Source organism: Cupriavidus lacunae (assembly GCF_003353055.1).
GTDB lineage: Bacteria > Pseudomonadota > Gammaproteobacteria > Burkholderiales > Burkholderiaceae > Cupriavidus > Cupriavidus lacunae.
Genome location: NZ_QKWJ01000002.1, coordinates 262,095 through 283,693 on the forward strand (window position 1 = coordinate 262,095; position 21,599 = coordinate 283,693).

Here is a 21,599-nt window from a genome sequence, read left to right on the forward strand (position 1 = left end):
GAGTCGGACTAGATTGTGGTCGCGAAGGCAACGAAAGCGACTCGGGAACTGAACGCACAACAACTGGCGCCCATAGTAGTAAGCCGCCGCCTGGCCTCTCGTACGATGCGGGCGCCCGAGCTAAGCTGCTCAAGCTCGGCCAGTTGTCCACCGAGGCACATTCCGAATTAGGATTCGGGGCAAAGTCCTGGGGTTGAAGTTGTTCGCCGGTGGCAGAGCGGATACCATGGCATCTTGGCCGATCTTGAGAAACATCGGACCGCGCGAGTCATATCCACTTCATCCCTTTCATTCGTCTGATCGTGAAAAGCACCGAACCATCTGCCATCGCAGAGCAGCACACACCCAAAAAGCGACGAAAGGGGCGTCCGTCCACTTTGGACGAAAACGTGGGACGTGAAAAGATCATCGCCACTGCAATCGCGCTACTGAGGAATCACAAGCCCGGAGAGATCACGCAAAATCTCGTCGCAAGCAATGCAGGAGTGGACCCAAAGCTGGTCCGCTATTACTTCGGCGACCTTGAGGGGCTGATGACCACTGTCCTTGAACGGCTGATCGACGGACTTGGCATGGTCATGTCGAAGGCCAGCACGACGGGCGGGACTGCAACGGAACGCATCCGCAGGCGTATCCGGGCGCTAACAAATTACGTAGTCGCGAACCCGAACCTATGGGAGATGATTTCAGACCGTGTATACGCGTCCAAAACGGACTGGGCCAAGAATGTGAGAGCCGAGTTGACTAGTTCAGCCTATAGCCGTTTACAAACTGTCATCGAGGATGGGCAACGAAATGGTGAGTTTGCCGAAAATATAGATACGCGATTCCTCTATATCGCACTTATCGGACTGAGCGAGATTTTCGTGACGGCGCGGTCAATCGTCGACGAACTGATGCCTGGCCGGCGAACATCGACCGAGAATCTCTACGCAGACTTCATTATTGACCTCGTGCTGCGTGGTATCGCTAAGAGGCCTTAGCATCTGATTCCACAATACTTGCCTCTAGCCACGCCATCGTGCGGCAGTACGAGAAGTACCGGGCCCGACATTGACTGCAAAACGATAAACCTGTGCTGCCGAGACCGTACTTACTCGGTAGGCGACGTATCCATGAGTGACTATGCGCGTCGATGGTTTGCCCGCAAGTGTCGGTCTTGACTCCTGCACTCTATGATCTTTTGATTTGTGCCGTTGACGCCGCCAGCCGTCCGAACCGCGTCGATCTGTGGCCTGAGTCCACCTCAAGGCGATAACGCTTATGTCTTGTCGTATCGCAACCCTATGCCTTGAGTTGGCTATGGATAACCTCTGTAATTGGTTCAAAAAGGCATGCGTAGCGAACCTCGGCCAATGAGTCGGTCACTGGCATTTCAGTCGTGCCGATGCGAGCTTGTAGGCCGTCGATGACGTCCTGTGGCCCGGGGGCGTCGCAATCGTACAGCGCCATATACTCCCATGGTTGAGGGACCGAGATTCTCTGCTGCGCCATGCGCCGGAATCGCTGGGCGCTCACAATCCCCGGTACACGGAGGACGTCAGCAAGATGCTGTTCGGTGTACCAACGGTTGAACGTATCCTCTCGCCCGGGGACGGGATTCGTCAGTACCAAAAAGGTGAACTTTGCCATGCTAGCCTCCTTGTATGCATTGAAACGCGGAACATGATTGTCAGCGGGCGACGCCGGTGACGGTTTGCGCCGATGAGCGCGGGGCGGCCATGCAGGGGCAATTCGCATGGCCTGTCCTTTGGGATGCTTGGCTGGACTACACGCGAGTACGACGTACGCCGGCCTCCCGCAGCGCCGCCAGATCGGGTAATCCGTTGACCGCCATGAGAAGGTCCGCCTCTGCGAGAATGGCTCGCACCACGTGGACGATGCCGGCCGTGCCGCCCAACGCCAGGCCGTAGGCGTAGGGGCGGCCGATGCCGACCATGCTCGCGCCCATCGCCAGCGCCTTGATGACATCTGATCCAGAGCGGATACCCGAATCGAACCAGACCGGCACATTGCCACACGCGGCGATTAGCGCAGGTAGAAGGTCGATCGACGCGATGCCGCCATTGGCCTGCCGGCCGCCATGGTTGGAGCAGTAGATGGCATCGACCCCAGCATCGATGGCGCGCTTCGCGTCGTCGGGATGCTGGATGCCTTTGACGATTAGCGGCAGGCGAGTAAGGGAGCGCAGCCAAGAAAGGTCTTCCCACGTAACGACCTTGCCAAAGACCGAGGTCCAATGCCTCACGGCGGCGGCAACGTCGTCATCCGGTGTGGTCGTTAGCTTTGAACGGAAATGCAGATCCGAGAAGTAGTTTGCCAGCGCCACGCCACGTAACTGAGGGAAGTTGCTGTCGTTGAGATCGCGCGGACGCCAGCCGGTCAACCAGGTGTCCAGGGTCACCACGATGCCTTTGTAGCCGGCGGTCTCGGCCCGCTGTACGAAGCTCTCGGCGAGATCGCGGTCCCGGGGGGTGTAGAGTTGGAAGAAGGCGTCGCCTTCACCGAGCGCCTCGGCGACGGTTTCGAGCGGATCGTTCATGAGCGTGGAGGCGATCATCGGTACCCCGGCCGCTGCCGCCGCCTTGGCCGTTGCGATATCGCCATGGCCATCCTGTGCGCAGGCGCCGATCACGCCGATCGGGGCCAACATCAGGGGCGACGCGAGCTTCTTTCCGAAGACATTGACGGACATGTCGCGGACGCGGGTATCTACAAGCATACGCGGAACGATTCCCCAGTCATGGAAGGCTTCCGCATTGCGGCGCTGGGTGAACTCGTCGCCGCAGCCTCCCTGGACATAGCTAAGGAGGGAGGGCGATAATGCTGCCCCGGCGCGCTCTTCAAGTCGTTTGAAATCGACGGGAAGGGCTGGCTTGATGCCCTGCAGCCCATTGAAGTAGATCTCGTTCTGGAAGTCACCGAATTGACTCATGGTCGTCCTTGCTGGATGTGAGGTTGTCTGCTGGCGCTTTGACCGGGAACGAGAACTCATGACGCCCGTGGGGATTCCGCAACTCTTGCCGCTTTGTCGAGTGCGGAGCGCGAGGGCGTATCGCCCTCGCGCTCCGCTATACTGCAGGGCCGTCAGTAGGAAGATGAGCCCAGGTTCCGACACTCGCCAGGCTCCCGCACGACCTCAAAGCCGGACCTGATCAACGCGTCCCGTACCAGCAACACTTCCTCATCGGAAAATGCGATGCGCGGCAATCGCGCGTAGGGGTTGGGCACCTTGCCCAACAGCCAGGCCGCCAATTTGTACCGATGGGGGAAGCGCCAGAACGGCAGGGTCTTGCTGCCGTGCCTTCCGCGAACGGCCTCAGTGGCAGCCTCGATTTTCTTCTGAATGGCGAATGCTTCATTCAGGTCGCCACGGTTGACGGCCTGGTAGATGGCTACATCCTCGCGGCCCCTCCACGACGCAGCTCCGTTGAAATTGCCCTCGGCGCCATTCATCAGGCACTCGACCAAGGACTCATCACCTCCGCGCAACGGGCTAATATGTCTGCCCGTCACCGCTTCGGCCTCTTGCAGGCTCCAGACAAGCTGCTTCATGAGCCTGAGGTCTTCGCCCGCATAAAATTTCCAAGCGGCGATGTTCTTGCACGCCAGCGAGATCTCCTTAATTACGGGCACGGGGACGCCAACCATCAGGGCGATGATGGGCACGTCAAAAGCCTTGTCGAACGTCTTGTAAAGATTGACGAAGTCCTCCATGTTGTCCCCTTCGGGCCATGGATGTAAGTAAAGAACGTCTGCGCCGGCTTCGATGACCTTCTCGGCTTCCTGAATCAGGTCCCACGTCCACTGACCGTTCCTGGCCTCGACCTTTCCGGTCACCGGAACCCTGCCTCGCACCTCCTCCTTGGCAATCTGCATCAATCGGATGGTCTCTTGGCGGGAAAGACCCTCAACCTCATTGGGGTCGATGCCGGCGATGTCCGATTCCAATAGGTCCCTGACCAAAATTCGGAAGGCGTCCTCGTCAATCTCTCGGCAAGTACGGTCGGTGAACGGAATCACAGTGGCCGGGTAGCACCCAGACCAGTCCAGCCCTAGCGGGCCTTTGCCGGCCGCTTTGCCCCACTTGTTCGTTGTCACGCTTGTAATCGTTTCCATCAGTCTGCCTCCGGGAAATTTGCGCCTATTGGAACTGAATCTGGAACTGCAGCTTGCCCAACGTTCGTCGGGTGACCGGTGCAGCCCATCTTTCGTCGTCTTCATACTCAAGCACTGAACTACCGCTTCAATTTATTCCTCCCAGAAGGAATTGTCAATTCCTACGAAGAGGAATTTGCGCGGTAAGCGAGAAGCAGGAGATCCACGAAGGAGGGCATGATTAATCGCGATCTCAGTGCACCATCATCTCCCCGGAGATGAGGACCGCACGTCTCTGGCGGCCTTCTTTCAGTTTTCCGTGGCGCGATCTGCAGGACATGCGCGACGAGGTTATCGCGGCTTGGGCCAGTCAGTTCCCGGCGGTAATCCGTATCATTTGTGCGACGCGGTTGGCATCGGCCTCTTGATCGACGAGTTGATTTGGCACGGCTCGGGAATAGTGAACCTAGTGATCTGAAAGGTGCTTCCGAACGGGGCTACCGCGCCGGTGGCGACTTGCGCGCTGCCAGGAGCTTCTGAATATTAGCTTCGGTTTCTTTGTACTGTCCCTCGCCATAGTGCTCATAAACGATGCGGCCGTCGGCGTCGATCAGGTACATGGCGGGCCAGTACTGGTTATGATACGCCGACCATGTACCGTACTGATTGTCCTGTGCCACTGGATAGCGGATGCCAAATTTCCTGATCGCAGCCTGCACGTTGGCAGTCGATTTCTCAAATGGAAACTCTGGTGTGTGCACGCCTACCACTACAAGGCCCTGATCTTTGTATTTGTCGTGCCATTGCGTTACATACGGCAGCGTGTTCACACAGTTGATGCATGAGTACGTCCAGAAGTCCACCAGCACGACCTTCCCGCGCAGTTGCTGCATCGTCAGCGGTTCGGAGTTCAGCCAGTGGTCAATGTACTTGAACTCCGGTGCATAGCGTTGATCGCTGACCTTCTGGCTCTCGGCAACGGCACCTGAGCCGAAGATATGAATGGCGGCGATGCCGGCGGCAGCCAAGATGCCGCGAATGAGGTAGCGCATAATTCAGATGTTCACAGGAAATAGGGATCAGGAACTATGTCCCTCGTCCAGACGGCGGATGAGGGGCATGTGGATCAGCGCAGGAAGGTTTCGACGCGGATGTTGTAATGCAGAAGTAGGACGTGCTTTGTTCACCAACGCCTAGGCGATGTCTCGGTCGATGCCGTGGATTGCACGCGCCGACGTGCGTGCAAGTAGTAGTCGATACCTGCCGTGCCAAGGTCAAGCGCTCATGTACGGGGACCATCGAGGTATGGCTCGACCGAGCGGGCCGGTTTGGCCGACACGCCAGTACGATCCAATCCAGCAACGGTGTGTGCACCGAAAGTGAGATCCAGACCGCGTGAGCCATCGAAGTAGGGGGTACGTTGATCCTGCACGGCGCGGCTACCGTCCGTGTACGGGTCGTGGGGATCGGTCACGGGGCGGGCGCCTTCGCTGAATGTGTCGCGAGCATCCTGGACGGAGCGTGCGCCATCCGTATATTGGGAACGGGAGTCGAGGACGGAAGCCTGTGCGCCGGCAGCCGCCGCTGCTAGGGCGATGGCGAGGACGCAGTGTTTGACGAAATTCTTGGTCATGATCGTTCTCCTTGGCGTTGAATGAGGTCGGGTGGATTGAGGCTTCTATTTCCGGAAAGTCAGACAGCGCTCGTGCTTTGCCTGTTATGTGTGGCGCTGCCACAGAACGCATTTAAGCCGTTCCATGTATCGCGACCGTAGGGCGTTTGAGGGCTCTTTGTTTGGATACGTATTGGCACGGCGGCCTGATACTTAGGAATACAAAAAGGCTCTGCACTCTGCGCTGCGCCATAGTTGACCGCGTTGGCTGAAGCGTGGGCAAGAAAGGGGCGGAGCGTCAAGGCTGGTTCGAGGACATGTAGCAAGTTCCCCAACTTTGTCTCAGCAACGCCAAAACGCAGCGGATACTCTATTCAGAGTTGCTTCCCGCACGAATATGCAGAATATCAACGTGCGCGCGTGCAGCCGCGGGGAAGAATTCCTTGCAGCGGCGCGTTACCGCCGGAGGCGGCATTCATCCATTTGTCCTGCGCGGCAAAACCCCATAGTTGTCAGGCAGTAAGAGCGTGACCCGGGTGCATGGGGCAAAGTGGTCGACAGATCAAACCTGTGTGTCGGCATTTGAAGGTACGTCGCCAGTACTTATGAGAGGCTTTGAGGTGCCCCTTCTTCGAATGCCCTGCAACCGGAGAAAATCTCCTCCAGGCTTGCAGTTCGTGGCGAGTGCTGTGCAATTGCCACGCACGAGGTGCGTCCATCAATGGGTAAAGAACGCTGCATCCTTACAGAGTTGGGGGGAGACTCTCTTGTCCGCCCACTCGAGCCAAGCGCGGGTCTTTGCATCCATGAAGTGTCGAGAGGGGAGCAATGCGAAGACGCCGATATCCGGCGAACGCCAGGCGGGAAGCACCCTTTGCAATCGTCCGTCTCGGATTGCATCGATCACGGAGAACAGTGGCAGCAAGGTAATGCCGGCACCCTGCAAGGTCACGTCAAGAAGCAACTCAGGCGTGTCCGCCACCAGGGGACCCTTCGGGGACAAATCGAGAATCGTACCGTCGCCAGTTGTCAGTCGCCATTCCGGCGTAATGGAGGGATTCACCAGTCGCAAGCAGGCGTGGCTATTCAGTTCGGCAGGGGTCGCTGGCGTGCCGTACCGGTCCAGGTAGGCTGGCGAGGCGCACACAACCGCAAAAGTGGTACCCAGACGCCGAGCTACGAGTCCTGAGTCCGACAGCGACTCTGCCAGATACAGGCTGACATCTACGCCCCGGGCGAGCAAATCGGGGAAGTACTGAGACGTACTGTAGTCGACCGTCAGTTCAGGGTAGGCTTTGCAGAAGTCAGCGAGTATGGGAGCGACGTAATGCTGGCCGAAGTTGGCCATGCATTGGACACGTAGCCTACCTTTTGGCTTTGAAGTCGTCCTGGATGCATTGACCTCGGCTTCTTCGATTAGGCCCAGTATCTCGCGGCATCGATTCGCGTAATCTGCACCCGCGTCGGTCAGCACGCGACGGCGGGTCGTGCGTTGCAAAAGCTTGACTCCTAGACGCTTTTCCAAATCGGTCACTAGCCGTGAAACCTGGGCCGTGGTGAGGTCCATCTGGTTTGCGGCAGCCGTGAAACTTCCGCTGTCAACTACTCGCAAGAATGCGCGTAGTGCGTGAATGAGACCCGATTCCAGTGTTTTACGCATGGGTAGTTATGGCCTATCGACTGCTCCATTTTTGCGCCAACCGTGGATTGCGCAGTAGTCTCTTGTGCTCGACCTCCTGACGACTGGCATCTTGAAGAGGACCGGTGGTGAGCTAGCTGGGCTCCGGCGTTGAAGCCTTGCGCGAAAGAGTTTCGGCGAACCGAGTCAGTTCGCCGAAACATTGCTAGGAGGCCCGTGAACGCCAGATGCTCAAGTCATACTCGCTTGGATTTTGGCCTTGTATAGCTTCGCTGAAAGTTCATCCCAGCGCGCCGACGCGGTTTGCATTGCCAACATCTTCACATGTCCAAAGCCGCGCACATCAGAGGGGATTCGAGCAATTTGGTTTGCGAGGGATAAATCGAAATCTCCTGCGGAGCGAATCAACGATTCGACGAAGGAAATATACCGGTCGCGCCAGGCGCGTTCCTTTCGCCGCTCATCGTTTCGCCCAAACGGGTCGAGCGGCGTTTCGCGCAGCCCTTGCATGCGCGCGAGTGCTAACATTGGCCAGCGAATCCAGGATCTGTACGAACGCTTGCGCACGCCCGGTCCTGTGCCAAGCGTAGGCGGGGCCAAGTGGTATGTCAGTCGCGCGCCTTTTCCAAATTCAGACTCGACGGATTTCTGGAAGTGATCGGAAGTCAATAGTCTGGCTACTTCGTACTCGTCCTTGTAAGCCATAACCCGGTAAAGCTGCGTTGCAATTACAGTTGCCAAGTCCTCCGGCAAACTATTTCCAGCCGCTGTTGCAAGGGTGTGGTACTTCCCAGCATACGCGACATTCCAGTACGCCCGCAGACGGTGAGAACGGTCGTCAATCAACTCACGTAAGGAGCGGTGTGTCGGTGTGTCGGAGCTTTGCTTTGATGGCAACAAATTGTCGACGCATCGCGGATCATCGGCTAGGTGGCATCCAATCCGGAACGCTTCAAGGTTCTTCGCCACGGCGGTACCGTTTAGCGAAATAGCCCTCTCGATGCTTTCTCGGGAAAGCGGAATACGTCCAGACTGCCAGGCCAAGCCAAGCAACAGGAGATTCGCAAAGATGGCATCGCCAAAAACCGCCGTGGCAATGCGGGCCGCTGGCAGAGCAATCACGCGACCATTCTTCACTCGGGATCGCAGACGTGTCAGCAGATCATTTACCGGTATCGACCAGTCGCGGGAACGAATAAAGTCCGAGGTCGGTGAGCCGTCTTCGTTCACAACCGCCAGTCCTTCCGCGCGCAGCCGTGAGAGAGTGGCGCTGCTTCCTGCCACGACGGTGTCCGCCCCGATCAGAAGGTCGCACTGGCCGGTAGCTACTTTAGTCGCTGCTATCGTGTCATCATTCTGCGCAATCTGAACATATGAGTATACCGTGCCGCCTTTTTGTGCCATGCCTGCCATGTCCATCACACGAGCAGCTTTGCCTTCCAAGTGGGCCGCCATTCCCAACAGCGCTCCAATAGTCACGACCCCGGTTCCACCGACGCCGCCAACGATGATACGGACGGGCGACCGAAGGTCTACACTCTTCGGCGCTTTGGGCCAGCCCTTGATCAAGGCATGGGGCTTTGTTGCTGGCTTCGAATCGCGGGTGTGGACCGTGACGAAGCTGGGGCAGAATCCTTCGACGCACGAGAAGTCCTTGTTGCAACTGCTCTGATTGATTTTCCGCTTGGTACCAAGCGGCGTTTCAACCGGTTCGACGGAGAGGCAATTGGACTTCTTCGAACAGTCTCCGCAACTTTCACAGATTTCCGTGTTGATGAAAGCGCGTTGCGGAGGATCAGGGTACTCATTACGCTTGCGCCGGCGTCGCTTTTCGCTGGCGCAAGTCTGCGCGTAGATTAGTGCCGTGACACCTGACACATTGCGCAGTTCGCGCTGCACGGCGTCAAGCTCATTGCGATGGCGTATTGTGACGCCTGGGGCGATACCCGCGTCCTCACTAAGCAGTCGGGGTTCGTCCGTGACGATAATCTGCTGCCCCACCCCCTCTGCAGCCAGTTGTCGCGTAAGTTGTGCAACACTGAGTTGTCCATCGACGTGCTGTCCGCCGGTCATGCCGACCGCGTCATTGTAGAGAATCTTGTATGTAATGTTGACCTTGGCGGCAACAGACTGGCGAATCGCAAGATAGCCGGAGTGGAAGTAGGTCCCGTCTCCAAGGTTGGCAAATACATGCCTCTCCTTGGTGAATGGCGATGCGCCGACCCAGCTAACGCCTTCCCCACCCATTTGCGAGAACGTCTCGGTTCCGCGGTCCATCGTCAGCGTGAGGAAATGGCAACCGATACCGCCGAGCGCACGGCTTCCCTCCGGCAGAACGGTCGAGGAATTGTGCGGACATCCGCTGCAAAAGTAGGCCTTCCGCTCCGCAATGTCGATGACACGGCGAGACTCCTGCTCCGCAAGTTGCAGAACTTTCAAGCGCTGTCCGATCATCTCTCGGATGTCCGCCGGGAGGTCCACGCGCAGGAACCGTGCGGCAAGCATCCTTGCAATCGGCTCGGGTTGAAGCTCATAGTGACTAATTAGGGGGGCATCATTGGCCGGCGTGCTCCATTCACCATGGCCATCGGACGATTTGCCGATCACGCGGGGGCGTGCATAATCGGGAAGAGAGTAAAGTTCGTCCTTGATTTGGGCTTCGAGGATCGGACGCTTTTCCTCCACGACGATGATCTCTTGGAGGCCGTGGGCAAAGTGTCGAAGTCCGTGAGGCTCAAGGGGCCAGATCATACCGACTTGGTAGAGGCGTAGCCCGAGCCGGCGTGCAGGTTCCCCTTCTAGGCCAAGGATTCGTAGCGCTTCGACCGTATCGAGATAGCCCTTTCCGCTCGCGGCAATGCCGATTCTCGCTTGCTGGCTGTCCCACGTCACGCGATTGAACGGATTAGCGCGTGCATACGCCAAGGCTGCAGGCAGCTTGTGAAGGTAAAGGCGCTCTTCCTGCGCGAGCGAACGATCTGGCCAACGAATATTCAGGCCACCTGAAATGGACGATAAGTCTTGCGGAAGGATGGATTGCGCACGGCCCAACTGCACACTGACAGACGCTGACGTCTCTACGATCTCACTCACCAACTTCATTGAGGTCCAGACGCCTGCGCAGCGGGACATCGCCACCGCATGTGCACCATAGTCGAGAATCTGCTGGACCGAGGTGGGATAAAGGATTGGAATTCCACACCCCATCATCACATGCTCGGACTGATGTGGGATGCTGGAAGATTTGCAAGAGTGGTCGTCGCCATAGAGCGCGACCACTCCGCCTCGCTCTGCTGTTCCCGCGAGATTCGCATGGCGTAGCACATCGCCAGAGCGATCGACGCCGGGACCTTTTCCGTACCACCATCCGACGACGCCGTCATACTTTCCTTGTCCCGCAAGATTGGCTTGTTGTGTACCCCAAACCGCGGTGGCCGCTAGATCCTCATTGACGCCCGGTTGAAAAACAACATTTTGCGCGCCGAGGAGTTCGTCGGCCTGCCAGAGGGCAGTATCGAAGTTACCGAGTGGCGAGCCCCTATATCCGGAAATAAATCCAGCGGTTTGATGGCCGATCAGTGCATCTCGTCGTTTCTGTGAGAGGGCCAGGCGCACCAGGGCCTGGATCCCCGTCATGTAGGCACTGCCTTGGTCACTGACGTACTTGTCATTCAGCGATGCATCTTTCACCGTCGCTGTCGACTGCAAGGATATTGCTGCAGATTTCATGCTGTCTCCAACTTTCTAGTTGCCCGCGCGGTCATCTCGTCGAGAGGCTGCGCAAGGAAGGACGTCTGGGCTCAAGAGCCGACTCGGTCGACAGATTATTTTCTTAAATTAAGACTGCAACAATGGCCGCAGTAGTAAATGATCTTTACGTTTTATGTAAAGATCGATGTGCGGCGGCCGCGACGGTCTGCGGGATAAGTGGTGTGTCGTCAATAGCCGGTTGGATGGCAAGACGCGATGCAATGGCACTCAGAAGACTCGGCATCGATGGCATGCATACCAAGCAGCAGCCTAGCTCCTTGGCGGAAGATTGGCTGGATTCTCTGGCGTCCAAGAGCGGGCTAAACGGCTCCCTCAAATTTCGCCTGTGGGCGCTGTCGCGAAAGCCATGCGGAAGCCGAGGATGCCAACTACCCACTGGCAGCAGGACCAGCGGTGCTCACGGCTTTCGGGGCCGGCCCAGCAGCAGTGCTGGGTCCCATCCCCTTGCAGCAACCCCCGACATACGAAGTCACGAATGCCGTGTTAAGCCTGCCCGTGGCCTTCGCGGTACAGCGTGTGGATCCGCGCCTGCTTGGCAGCGAAGGCGACCCGGTTACCCTGGTTCAGCAATAGCAGGCTGTGGGCCAAGGGTATGAACCGCAAAAGCACAGATGCACAGCCGAACTGAGTGATTGTGCAATCAGATTGCCCTATGTAGGTGGAACGCCGAAAGCGGTTACAGTCTGCGGGAGAAGCGGCTGTTGATAGTAGATGGCCGAGACCGCCAGGGCACAGGACAAGGCCCAGAAAGAAGTGACGAGTTATCCCTGCGGCAGCAACGCGATGAACTCCCTTGTGTCGATGATGCTGTGGGCAAAGGTAGGTCCGTTCAGTTCGTGTGCGGAACGCATCATCTCTTGCCGGTACGCCGCCGTGGCGTCCTTGATCAACGTAACGTAGTAGCCGAGTTCCTGAGCATATCGTGCGGTGGCCTCGATACAGGTGTTGGCCAGCAGGCCCACCACTGCGACATGCGTAATGCCATGTTGCTTCAACTGTAGGTCCAGGTCGGTATTGGCGAAGCCGCTGGATCCCCAGTGCTCGTCCGCCACGATGTCGCCTGGTTGTGGCGCAAAATCGGGATGCCATTCGCCGCCCCATTCGCCGGCAGCGAAGTGACGACCTTGCATGATCTTTTGCTGGCTTGGGCTCGGGTGGCACCAACACTCGTAATCGCCGGGATGCCAGCGGCGGTGGGGAACGATGACCACTTTGATACCGGCAGCCCGCACTGCCTGCGTGATAGTGCGGAGATTGTCCAGTAGCCCGACTTCCTCGGCGATATCCTTGATGAACGGCCATACCTTTCCACCTTCTGACAAGAAGTCGTTATAGGGATCGACCATGAGGAGCGCTGTTGATTCGGCGCGATAGGATAGATGACTCATGTTGTACTCCTCCCGATGCGTTGCAGCCGCGCATCCTCTTCGTCAGGACGCGGCATGGATGCCGGAATCTTGCGTAGATCCATCACCAAATACGTGCCAGTTGGTGGGCGCGTTCGTTGTGGCTGAGACGCCGGCGATCACCGCTGACATTCCTAAGCCAGTGCGGCGTGGCGGCCATACTCCTTCACTCACCGACAAGGAAGGCCTGGGCGCCTCCTTTCAGTTGCAAAGTGCCTGGCTCATGACGCGGACCGGACGGTGACTGATCCGCCCAACGTTAGAGATGCGTGTTAAACCAGTCAATGGCAGCGCGCGATGCATTGAGGAACTCACCCAGATATGGGTCAAAGTGGCCTCCCATTAGAATCACGAGCCGCTTCGGTTCCAATGCCCGTTCGTATGCCTCAAGCGCGAGATCGGTTACCGCAATGTGGTCGCGCTCTGCGACCAACATCAGCAGCGGTGTGGGGGATACGCGTTTGACGTATTCGCCTGGCGAGTACATGCGGGCCCACCGGGTCGAACGCAGCGTGACCTTGTTCTCCCAAACACCGTCCGGCACGGGGCGAAGGTAGAAGCTCACAGCATCGGTAGCCTTGTACGAGGAATACCGGGTGGCATCGGCACTGACAATTGGCTGCGTCGCCGGCGGTTCACCCTTGAGTTGAGCATGCTCATCCGTCGAAAATTTTTCCTCGAGTTCAGTGACCAATTCCGGAGCGACGCGACGCAGGCCTGCGGCGTGACCATCGATTGTCGGCACCTGCGCGACCACCGCCTTCAAGCGGCGGTCCGTAGCACCCAGTACGATTGCATGCCCACCGGCGAAGCTTGTGCCCCAGAGTCCAATGCGATTTTCGTCTACCTCGGGTCGTTGCTGCAAATAGGTGATCGCACGTCGCCAATCGGAGATCTGCTGCCAGGGGTTAATGTCATGCCTGATCTCGCCGCCACTATCACCAAAGTTTCGATGATCATGAAGGAGTACCACGAAGCCCGCTGCGGCAAAGGCTTCGGCCATTGGTTCGATGCCGTGGTACTTTGTGCCAGCAAAGCCATGCGCCATGGTAATAGCCGGCAGCGGGGAGTTAGACCGCTCAGGCAAGAACAGCCAGGCCGACAACTCGATGCCTCCTTCGGCAGCGAAGCGGACTTCTTGCTTTATAGTCATCTGTGTTCTCTGTTCGTCAACCGTCCAACGTACCAAGCATCCTGGCCAGTTCGAGTTCCCCGTCCTGTGACTGAAACCCGCGCGCCATCGCTGCGCCAATGCGATGTTGTATTTCCGGACGCCGTACGTTCTCGCCGAAAAGGTTGGAGTCGTGCCGAAAGTCTTCGATGGGTGCCAGCGTGGCGTCATTTACACGATTCTTCACGACTGTGTGGCCGGACGAGGGGAATTTCGCTATTCGTCGTGCAAGAAAAGAGACAAAAGCATCCAGTTCCGCCGCAGGCAGTGCACGATTGACCCATCCATACCTTTCCGCGAGATCCGCATCGTAGTCCAATGCGCCCAGCATCACCTCAAGCGCCCGTCCGCGCCCCATCATTCGCGTGAGGTACTGCACGGCACCGCCTCCAGGGATAAGGCCGAAGGCGACCTCCATTTGGCTAAAGATCGCTGATTCACGCGCAGCGAAGCGCATGTCGCATGCCAGGACGAACTCGCTACCTGCGCCGCGCACGCGTCCTTCAATCTGCGCAATGGAGACGAGTCGACTGTTGCTTAGATGGCGGAACAGCACGGCGATCGATGCTTCGCCAGTCAGTTTTTCCGCCTCTTCGCGATACTCTTTGACCTGCTTTACGTCGACGTGGGAAATGAAATAGTCGCGGTCGGCACTCTTAAACACGAGAACCTTGATGCTATCGTCGGCTTCGGCTGTACTGAGAAGGGTAACGAGGTCTCGAACCATCTCTGGCCCGAGCAAGTTCATTGGCGGTCCAGAAATTTTGACGAACAGAACCGGCCCATCGCGGTCAATTTTAAGCGTTTCGAAGTTCATGGATGGCTCCCAATCGGAAGGTCCGGCGCAAAGCGATTGAAAACAAAGTCTCGACTCTTCGCCGCGGAGTGACATGCAAAGCAGACTTGTGGGTCAGCGGTGGTGTATGACTTTCCCTGGTCAAACTGCGCGAACCCCCATCCCCCCGTGGAGGCATATTTCTTAGAGTCTTTGACCATAAATTGGACGCCATTCTTCGGATGCCCGGCGACATGGGTCTGGGGCTTTCCAAAGGCCTTGGCGCTCTCATCCAGCATGTCATAACTCCATGCTAGCCGCGCGATAATTGCGCCGTCGGGTACCGGATATTTGCTTACCTGCAGAGCTTGGATCGCTGTCTCGTTGCCTAGGATGGCGCGGAGATCATCGAGTTGGCCTTCTTCGCGTGCCACGGAGACCAGCGTCCAGTTTCTGAAGCCAGCCGGGATGGTGATATCGGTGGACGCCTTCACATTGGCGTCCGTGGCTGCATGAGCTAGACAGAGGCCACCGGCTATGGCCGCGGTGGCGACCAATGTCAGGACGAAAGGATTCATAGCCCTTTGCCTCCTTGGCGCAACGAGCGGAATGCGGCGCGAAGCTCTTCAGAAAAAAGCTGAGGCTGCTCCCAAGCCGCGAAGTGTCCGCCCTTATCTGCTTCATGGAAGTAAATCAGGTTTCGGTAGGCACGCCGTGCCCAGGTCTCGGGAGGGCGATAGACGTCCTCAGGAAAAACTGTGACTGCCACAGGGATGGCGATCTCGTTGGTTCGCTGCGCGGCTGCAAACAACGGACTTTTTCCCATGTTTTCCCAATAGAGTCGGCCGGAGGACGCTGCGCTATTTGTCAGCCAGTACAAGGAGAAGTCGTCCAGCACTTCGTCTTTGGTTGGCGTCTGCTTTGAATTCGCGCCGTACGACCATCCGGCGAAACCAGGGTGTCCAAGCATAAAGGCGGCAAGGAAGGCCGGTGAATCCGTCACGCCGTATCCGATCGTCTGCGGTCGCGCACCCAGCATCGAGATGTAGGCAGAGTTGCCCTGCTTGCTGAAAGCAAGCACGGCATTGAACGTGGCGAGCTCCGCTTCAGAAAGGCCCGCCGGCGCGGGTCCGCCGGTGGCGAGTGCAGCCGCCACCTCTGGCGGTATCGTCGCCGGAAGATTGAGGTGGATACCTGCCAGTCCCGGCTGTGCCTGCCGAGCCATGGCACTGGTGATGAGAGCGCCCCAGTCGCCCCCCTGAGCAACGTAGCTCTTGTAACCGAGGCGATGCATCAGTTCCGCCCAGACACGAGCGATATGGTCTGGATCCCAACCGGTGCCTGTGGGCTTGCCCGAGAAGCCGTACCCGGGAATGGATGGAATGACGACATCGAATGCATCGGCGGCGCTCCCACCGTATGCTGTCGGGTCCGTGAGCGGGCCGATGACTTTGGCGAACTCGAAGACGGATCCTGGCCATCCGTGTGTCACGATCACCGGCAGTGCATTCGGCTGTTTGGATCGTACCCAGATGAAGTGGATGTCTACCCCATCGATGTTGGTGACATACTGAGGCAAGGCATTGAGCTTGGCCTCCGCCTTTCGCCAGTTATAGGTGGTTCCCCAATACCGAACCAGTTCCCTTAGCTGCACCAGATTCGCGCCTTGGGCGGCATCCGGTACCGTTTCTTGATCCGGCCAGCGCGTGTCTGCAATCCGATGACGCAGGTTCGCAATGGCCGCTTCGGAGACATGCGCTTGAAAGGGTCGGATGAGCTTTGGGTCGCCTTGAGACGCCGTATCGGCAAGCGCGGATGTGGAGAGTACGAGCGCTATCATTAGCGCGGCAGGAAGTCGCTTCATGTTGGGTTCCTCAATTCGGGGAAGCAACCACTTCACTTGTGGTCAAGATGACGTGAGAAAACGCCTGATAGCCAGTACGTCGAGGGGTATGCTGTGCTCTGGAAGACATGAAGGCCCTGATATGTTGTGTTGATCACGTGTATGCGCCACTGCAGGCACGCACAATCTAGGCTTCTCTCGACCATCTGAATAGCCGGTAGAATCGGGAAGTACCCTCTCACTGGTGATAGGCTGTGGACCGATTCGAGGCGATGACCATCTTGTTGGCGGCGATCGACACTGGAAGTCTGTCGGCTGCCAGCCGCAAGCTCCGAATTCCTCTGGCTACCGTCAGTCGACGGGTGCTGGATCTTGAAGAGCATCTCAGTATCCGGTTGCTTGTGCGCGGCAATCGCAAGTTGACATTAACTGAGGCTGGGCGTGGCTATGTGGCGTCGTGCCGGCGAATCCTTGACGAGATCGCAGAAGTAGAGCGCACTGCCTCCGGCGAATATCACACGCCGCAAGGGGAAGTCGTCATCAGCATGCCGCCGGTGATGGGTCGCATGCATGTATTGCCGATAATCGTGGAGTTCCTAGGCGCGTTTCCACAGATCCGCATGCAGGCACAACTGACCGACAGGTTCGTGAATCTATTGGAAGAGCGCGTCGATCTGGTAATACGAGTCGGAGAGCAGCCGAGCAGTAGTCTCATAGGCACGCCAGTTGGAGTGCTACGCGAAGTGGTCTGTGCCAGCCCGGAGTACTTAAGTAGACGTGGCGTACCCAAGAGGCCCGAGGATCTTCCGCTGCACGATTGTGTGGGATACGCCGGTTACGCGATTGGAAACAATTGGAAGTTTCGCTCCAAAGGGGTCTTGCATACTGTTCAGGTCCCGTCTCGGCTCGCTGTGAACTCTGTGGAAGGCGCGGTGATTGCTGCGGTGGAGGGCGCGGGAATTGCTAAGGTCGCGTCGTATCAAATCGATGATCTGGTGAAGTCGCGCACACTGGTAAAGCTGCTTGATGGATTCGAGCCGCCTCCTTTGCCAGTCAATATCATGTATGTCGGCCAAGGCCAGATACCGCTGAAGCTACGCGCCTTTCTTGATTTCGCAATCCCGCGGCTCCGAAAGAAGCTCGGCTATGAGCAGCCTAGCGTGACTGGTGAGAGGGAGCCGCCAGGGCGGCGTCGATCCAAGGCAGTATGAAAGTGGAGGGCGAACTACTACACGTGGTCATTGGGCGCTTTGAGTTCTGTACAAGAGGGGGCGGCAGCCCCTTGGTCCATTGGCAGCCATATATCGGCCCAGGACTCTAGCGCTGCGAGGGTGGGTTGAAGCGCGCGGCCTCTGTCGGTTAGCAAGTAGGCGGGCCGACAGCCGCAAGTAATGCACTTTCTTGTAAGCACACCTCTGGCCACCAGTGACTTTAATCGAGCGCTAAGGATGTTTGGTGCGATACCGAGGCTCCTTGCAAATTCATCAAAGCGAGTACTGCCATTGAAGGCCTCGCGAACGATCAGAATTGACCATCGTTCGCCGAGAACAAGCGTTGCCCGTACGATCGCGTGTCGGGAAGAGGCAGCCAATCGGACATCCGGCGCGTGTGGTGATGAGTGGTTTTCCATTGCTCCGGCGTCCGCAGGGCGGATGGTTGACTGAACCATTCTGCGCACCTCTGCCCCAGTCGGTACGTCGTATCAGGAACCGTGCTTGGACTCATTGAAGGGCTCAATGGAATCTAGACAGTGCATTTGTTGTCGAGATCATCTCAGCTTCAATGCGTTCAATGATTCTTGCCAGAGGTTCTCTGCGGTCGGCAAAGGCCACTGCCTGACCGAGAGATAGCGCGCCAGAGGAGGCATCTCCTGACAGGTAGGCTTGCCTTCCTAGGGCCCCAGCGACATGGGGACGTAGGACGCTGAAGTCGCCTGCTTGGGTGCGCTCCAGATCGTTGACAATTTCTGTTGTGCTATTGCGCAGCGCGCGTACCGTATTGCGAACACTTTGCATCATAAGTGCGGTATCTGTTTCCTTCAGTGTAATGAGCAGTTCCTTGTAGTCGTCGTGCGCCCAGATCTCATCCGCTACAAGGAAGCGAGTCCCGATAGTCACACCATCAACCCCAAGAGCCAATGCGGCCATTACTTGCCTTCCGGTGCCGATACCACCACCAAGCAACATGGGAATGTTGATAGCGGCCCCAGCGAGAGCACCTTGAATCATGCTTCCGATCAAGTCAACGCCAGGATGTCCTCCGCATTCCGCGCCGACTATCGACACTGCATCGACACCGAGTGATTCCGCTTTCTTGGCGTGCCGTAACGATGGTGCCTTGTGCAGCACTTTGATGCCGGCTGCGTGAAGGCGGGGAAGAAATGCCTCTGGACTCCGGCCGGAGGTCTCTACGAACCGGACGCCGCCCCCGATGATTTCATCGATGTACTCGTTGACTTTTTCATCGGGTGTTGGCTTGGGAAGCATCGAGATATTGACCCCAAAGGGCCTACCCTCAGCGAGATCCCGGCATCTATCGATCTCCGCCCGCAGTCGGGCTCCGTTTTCGAAACTGGAGGCGGTGATGAAGCCAATGATGCCGGCTCGTGCGGCGGCGGCGACATAGTTCGCGTCGGCGAGCCAATGCAAGCCGCCGGCGACGATCGGCAGCCGCGTTCCGAATAGGTCGGTAATTGCTGTCCTGAACTGCGCTTCCATGCACTTTTCCGTATGTTGATGTAAACATTTAAAAATGGAACAGTGGTTCCATTGCAATGGCGTGAATGCAGCGTACTGCAGAGATGTGGCGTATGTCAACGTTATTGTATGGATATTTGTGTGCGGGTTGTTCAGTAAACTGCTACTATTGCGGAACTTATGTACCGTTTTTGCTAGGGGGGTGAATGAGCACGGCGAGCAGTCTTGATAGGGATTCGGGTGGCAAGGAGCAGGTATCTGCACTTGTGCGAGGCTTGCAGTTGCTTGAGTGCTTCCGGTCATCGCAACGCTTTCTCAGCATGCAGGATCTCGTAGATCGCACCGGGCTGCCGAAGGCTACGGTGTCGCGCTTACTGCATACATTGGTCGCGCAGGGGTATTTGGAACATTCCTCGGTCCAGGAGCGTTACTACCTTGGGACTGGATTGCTTTGTCTCGGCTTTTCAGCTCTCGGTTCGATGGGTCTGCGTCAGATTGCAAGGCCCTTTATGCGAGAACTCGCTGAGCAGTGCTCCGCGTCTGTCGGCATTGCTGCACGAGACCGGCACACCATGGTCTATGTCGAAAACTGTGCAAGCGCCGCCAATCAGAATTTCCGCCTTTCGACGGGCTCACGGGTGCCGTTGGCGACGTCCGCTCTTGGTCGAGCGTATTTTTGTGGCCTGGGTGAGCAGGCGAGAGAGGACTTGCTGATTTCTCTGGCCGACCGTCAGTCTGTCGATTGTCGCTCGGACCGGCAATCGCTCGAAGAGGGACTGAAGTATTACGAGCGAACAGGTTTTTGCATCTCCGTTGGTGACTGGCAGAGCGATGTCAACGCTGTAGGCATACCGTATCGATCCCCTGACGGCACCGCTGTTCTGGCATTCAACATCTGCGGCCCGGCATATCAGTTGCCTGAAGGCCAACTTTCTGAAGTGTGGGGTCCGCGGCTGGTGAATCTGGTGCGGAATGTTGATGCTGCTATGCGACCGATTTGATGCCGGTGCAAGCCGAGTGCAGTTGCAGTAGTGGTGTTACCGAGAGGTGTTCAATGAATACAGTTCATCAGTCTTTTGATTCTCCCTTCTCAAGGATTCATGATGTGCCGGCGTACTGGGCAAAAAGGTCGCCTGAAGCGATAGCGCTGCTCGACGACAATCTCGAGTTGACTTACTCGGCGCTGCAGGAGCACATCGATGGGGTTAGGACGCTGCTTACGGAACACGGGGTTTTGCCGGCACACCGGGTGATGTTGGTGGGCGAGAATAGCCTCGCACTTGTGACCTTCCTCTTCGCGGTGGCCGCGATTGGTGCGTGTCCAGTGGTAGTCAATGCGCGACTTTCTCCTGGGGAGATTGAAGGAATACGTGAGCATTGCGATCCCCAGGTCATCGCTTTCCTGCCTGCAGGGTTGAACGCCGCGGTAGAGCATGCTAGGACCCATAACGCGCGCTCGTGGGACCTGCCGGAGCTCGGGTGCCTTCATTTTTGGCGGTCTCCGCAAGGAGCCTCTCGTGATGAGGGCATGGACGAGATTGCGGCGATGATCTATACGTCGGGTACCACTGGGGCGCCCAAGGGAGTCATGCTCAGCCATTCAAACCTGATATTCAGTGCATCCACCATGGCGCGCTATAGAGGGCTGACCGAATACGATCGAAGCTACGCTGCGCTGCCCATGTCGCATACCATGGGGCTGACCAGCGTTATGCTCAGTACACTAATTGCCGGTGGCTCGGTGCTGGTGGTACCTCGATTTGAAGTTGCTCACCTGGTCGATGCGCTGGAATCATTCTCGGTTACCTTGTTTCAGGGAGTGCAGGCAATGTACACGGGCCTGCTCGGCTTCCTCAAGACTGAAGGGCGCAGCGGGTTGAAGCATCGGCTTCGCTATCTCTATGCAGGGGGATCACCGCTCGATCCAACGCTGAAGGCTTCCGTAGAGGACATCTTTGGACTTCCATTAAATAATGGCTACGGGATGACGGAGACATCGCCCACGATTTGCCATACTCGCCTCGAGGACCGCCGCAAGGACGCGTCCGTCGGACCCGCGATCCCGGGAATCAGCATCCGTATAGTCGATCATGCAGGAAGAGACGTTGCGCAGGGCGAATCCGGAGAATTGTGGGTGAAGGGCCCAAACGTCATGCAGGGCTATTTTCGCAATGCGGCCGCATCAAGTGAGGTACTTCAAGATGGATGGCTCAAGTCCGGCGACTTGGCTAGTGTCGATTTAGACGGGAACGTCCACTTGGTCGGGCGTCTGAAGGACGTAATCATCCGTTCGGGCTTCAACGTCTATCCGCTCGAGGTTGAAACAGCTTTGAACATGCATCCGTCGGTCGCTCGGTCGGCCGTCGTCGGTCGAAACGTAACGCTCAATGAGGAGGTGGTGGCATTCGTAGAACTGCGCAAGAACATGCAAGCGACTGCCAGGGAGTTGCTGGAATGGCTGAAGCCGAGACTGTCACCCTATAAGCGCCCCGCCGAGATTGTCTTCCTGCCTTCGCTGCCGTTGCTGACTAGTGGAAAAATCCGTAAGGCAGAACTGAAGGAGCGTGCAGCAGGGATGGCGAGCTGAT

18 protein-coding genes are annotated in these 21,599 nt (G+C 57.4%); 4 read left to right on the plus strand and 14 right to left on the minus strand.

Annotated features, from left to right (window positions below):
* The first annotated feature begins 302 nt into the window (after nucleotides 1-302).
* Entirely contained in the window at nucleotides 303-983 is a 681-nt protein-coding gene (locus DN412_RS03185) for a TetR/AcrR family transcriptional regulator (RefSeq protein ID WP_133303021.1), read from the plus strand.
* Nucleotides 984-1,284: 301 nt separating this feature from the next.
* On the opposite strand, the gene DN412_RS03190 is transcribed toward DN412_RS03185, so the two are convergent.
* From DN412_RS03190 to DN412_RS03245, 12 genes are all read right to left on the minus strand, one after another.
* Nucleotides 1,285-1,632 carry a hypothetical protein gene (locus tag DN412_RS03190; RefSeq protein ID WP_115013181.1) on the minus strand — a complete coding sequence of 116 codons (348 nt, stop codon included), beginning with the start codon at nucleotides 1,630-1,632 and terminating at the stop codon, nucleotides 1,285-1,287.
* Between the two features lie 136 nt (nucleotides 1,633-1,768).
* Nucleotides 1,769-2,935, minus strand: a complete 1,167-nt coding sequence (locus DN412_RS03195; RefSeq protein ID WP_115013182.1) for an alpha-hydroxy-acid oxidizing protein — start codon at nucleotides 2,933-2,935, stop codon at nucleotides 1,769-1,771.
* 152 nt (nucleotides 2,936-3,087) lie between these two features.
* Nucleotides 3,088-4,119 (minus strand): dihydrodipicolinate synthase family protein, encoded by a 1,032-nt coding sequence (locus tag DN412_RS03200; protein ID WP_161563961.1) that lies wholly within the window; start codon nucleotides 4,117-4,119, stop codon nucleotides 3,088-3,090.
* Between the two features lie 476 nt (nucleotides 4,120-4,595).
* Nucleotides 4,596-5,150 (minus strand): thioredoxin family protein, encoded by a 555-nt coding sequence (locus DN412_RS03205; protein ID WP_115013184.1) that lies wholly within the window; start codon nucleotides 5,148-5,150, stop codon nucleotides 4,596-4,598.
* Between the two features lie 230 nt (nucleotides 5,151-5,380).
* On the minus strand, nucleotides 5,381-5,731 hold the full coding sequence (locus DN412_RS03210; RefSeq protein WP_115013185.1) for a hydroxyquinol 1,2-dioxygenase: 351 nt from the start codon (nucleotides 5,729-5,731) through the stop codon (nucleotides 5,381-5,383).
* A 697-nt stretch (nucleotides 5,732-6,428) separates the two neighbouring features.
* Entirely contained in the window at nucleotides 6,429-7,370 is a 942-nt protein-coding gene (locus DN412_RS03215; protein ID WP_115013186.1) for a LysR family transcriptional regulator, read from the minus strand.
* A gap of 210 nt (nucleotides 7,371-7,580) precedes the next feature.
* Nucleotides 7,581-11,078 carry an indolepyruvate ferredoxin oxidoreductase family protein gene (locus tag DN412_RS03220; RefSeq protein ID WP_115013187.1) on the minus strand — a complete coding sequence of 1,166 codons (3,498 nt, stop codon included), beginning with the start codon at nucleotides 11,076-11,078 and terminating at the stop codon, nucleotides 7,581-7,583.
* A gap of 803 nt (nucleotides 11,079-11,881) precedes the next feature.
* Nucleotides 11,882-12,508, minus strand: a complete 627-nt coding sequence (locus DN412_RS03225; RefSeq protein WP_115013188.1) for a cysteine hydrolase family protein — start codon at nucleotides 12,506-12,508, stop codon at nucleotides 11,882-11,884.
* 277 nt (nucleotides 12,509-12,785) lie between these two features.
* Nucleotides 12,786-13,679: an alpha/beta hydrolase gene (locus DN412_RS03230; protein ID WP_115013189.1), complete on the minus strand. Its 894-nt coding sequence runs from the start codon at nucleotides 13,677-13,679 to the stop codon at nucleotides 12,786-12,788.
* A 16-nt stretch (nucleotides 13,680-13,695) separates the two neighbouring features.
* On the minus strand, nucleotides 13,696-14,514 hold the full coding sequence (locus DN412_RS03235; protein ID WP_161563962.1) for an enoyl-CoA hydratase/isomerase family protein: 819 nt from the start codon (nucleotides 14,512-14,514) through the stop codon (nucleotides 13,696-13,698).
* Nucleotides 14,511-15,050, minus strand: coding sequence for a cytochrome P460 family protein (locus DN412_RS03240; protein ID WP_115013191.1), 540 nt, complete (start codon nucleotides 15,048-15,050; stop codon nucleotides 14,511-14,513). The genes DN412_RS03235 and DN412_RS03240 overlap by 4 nt, the downstream gene beginning before the upstream one ends.
* Nucleotides 15,047-16,336: an epoxide hydrolase family protein gene (locus DN412_RS03245; protein ID WP_115013192.1), complete on the minus strand. Its 1,290-nt coding sequence runs from the start codon at nucleotides 16,334-16,336 to the stop codon at nucleotides 15,047-15,049. Before DN412_RS03245 ends, DN412_RS03240 begins: the two co-directional genes overlap by 4 nt.
* A 233-nt stretch (nucleotides 16,337-16,569) precedes the next feature.
* Here DN412_RS03245 and DN412_RS03250 point away from each other — a divergent pair, with 233 nt between their 5' ends.
* A complete protein-coding gene (locus DN412_RS03250) occupies nucleotides 16,570-17,526 on the plus strand; it encodes a LysR family transcriptional regulator (RefSeq protein ID WP_115013193.1) in 957 nt (318 codons plus the stop codon).
* 17 nt (nucleotides 17,527-17,543) lie between these two features.
* On the opposite strand, the gene DN412_RS03255 is transcribed toward DN412_RS03250, so the two are convergent.
* Both DN412_RS03255 and DN412_RS03260 read right to left on the minus strand, forming a co-directional pair.
* Nucleotides 17,544-17,984 carry a winged helix-turn-helix transcriptional regulator gene (locus DN412_RS03255; RefSeq protein ID WP_341868061.1) on the minus strand — a complete coding sequence of 147 codons (441 nt, stop codon included), beginning with the start codon at nucleotides 17,982-17,984 and terminating at the stop codon, nucleotides 17,544-17,546.
* Between the two features lie 64 nt (nucleotides 17,985-18,048).
* Nucleotides 18,049-19,032 (minus strand): NAD(P)H-dependent flavin oxidoreductase, encoded by a 984-nt coding sequence (locus DN412_RS03260; protein WP_115013195.1) that lies wholly within the window; start codon nucleotides 19,030-19,032, stop codon nucleotides 18,049-18,051.
* Between the two features lie 185 nt (nucleotides 19,033-19,217).
* Between DN412_RS03260 and DN412_RS03265 the strand changes: the two genes are divergently transcribed.
* Entirely contained in the window at nucleotides 19,218-20,012 is a 795-nt protein-coding gene (locus tag DN412_RS03265; RefSeq protein WP_115013196.1) for an IclR family transcriptional regulator, read from the plus strand.
* A 53-nt stretch (nucleotides 20,013-20,065) separates the two neighbouring features.
* A complete protein-coding gene (locus DN412_RS03270; protein WP_115013197.1) occupies nucleotides 20,066-21,598 on the plus strand; it encodes a class I adenylate-forming enzyme family protein in 1,533 nt (510 codons plus the stop codon).
* Nucleotide 21,599: the final 1 nt, after the last annotated feature.

Coding starts and splice junctions, on each gene's coding strand:
- DN412_RS03190 (WP_115013181.1), bottom strand. CDS start 1,632: ATGGCAAAGTTCACCTTTTTGGTACTGACGAATCCCGTCCCCGGGCGA.
- DN412_RS03195 (WP_115013182.1), bottom strand. CDS start 2,935: ATGAGTCAATTCGGTGACTTCCAGAACGAGATCTACTTCAATGGGCTG.
- DN412_RS03200 (WP_161563961.1), bottom strand. CDS start 4,119: ATGGAAACGATTACAAGCGTGACAACGAACAAGTGGGGCAAAGCGGCC.
- DN412_RS03205 (WP_115013184.1), bottom strand. CDS start 5,150: ATGCGCTACCTCATTCGCGGCATCTTGGCTGCCGCCGGCATCGCCGCC.
- DN412_RS03210 (WP_115013185.1), bottom strand. CDS start 5,731: ATGACCAAGAATTTCGTCAAACACTGCGTCCTCGCCATCGCCCTAGCA.
- DN412_RS03215 (WP_115013186.1), bottom strand. CDS start 7,370: ATGCGTAAAACACTGGAATCGGGTCTCATTCACGCACTACGCGCATTC.
- DN412_RS03220 (WP_115013187.1), bottom strand. CDS start 11,078: ATGAAATCTGCAGCAATATCCTTGCAGTCGACAGCGACGGTGAAAGAT.
- DN412_RS03225 (WP_115013188.1), bottom strand. CDS start 12,508: ATGAGTCATCTATCCTATCGCGCCGAATCAACAGCGCTCCTCATGGTC.
- DN412_RS03230 (WP_115013189.1), bottom strand. CDS start 13,679: ATGACTATAAAGCAAGAAGTCCGCTTCGCTGCCGAAGGAGGCATCGAG.
- DN412_RS03235 (WP_161563962.1), bottom strand. CDS start 14,514: ATGAACTTCGAAACGCTTAAAATTGACCGCGATGGGCCGGTTCTGTTC.
- DN412_RS03240 (WP_115013191.1), bottom strand. CDS start 15,050: ATGAATCCTTTCGTCCTGACATTGGTCGCCACCGCGGCCATAGCCGGT.
- DN412_RS03245 (WP_115013192.1), bottom strand. CDS start 16,336: ATGAAGCGACTTCCTGCCGCGCTAATGATAGCGCTCGTACTCTCCACA.
- DN412_RS03255 (WP_341868061.1), bottom strand. CDS start 17,984: ATGGTTCAGTCAACCATCCGCCCTGCGGACGCCGGAGCAATGGAAAAC.
- DN412_RS03260 (WP_115013195.1), bottom strand. CDS start 19,032: ATGGAAGCGCAGTTCAGGACAGCAATTACCGACCTATTCGGAACGCGG.
- DN412_RS03265 (WP_115013196.1), top strand. CDS start 19,218: ATGAGCACGGCGAGCAGTCTTGATAGGGATTCGGGTGGCAAGGAGCAG.
- DN412_RS03270 (WP_115013197.1), top strand. CDS start 20,066: ATGAATACAGTTCATCAGTCTTTTGATTCTCCCTTCTCAAGGATTCAT.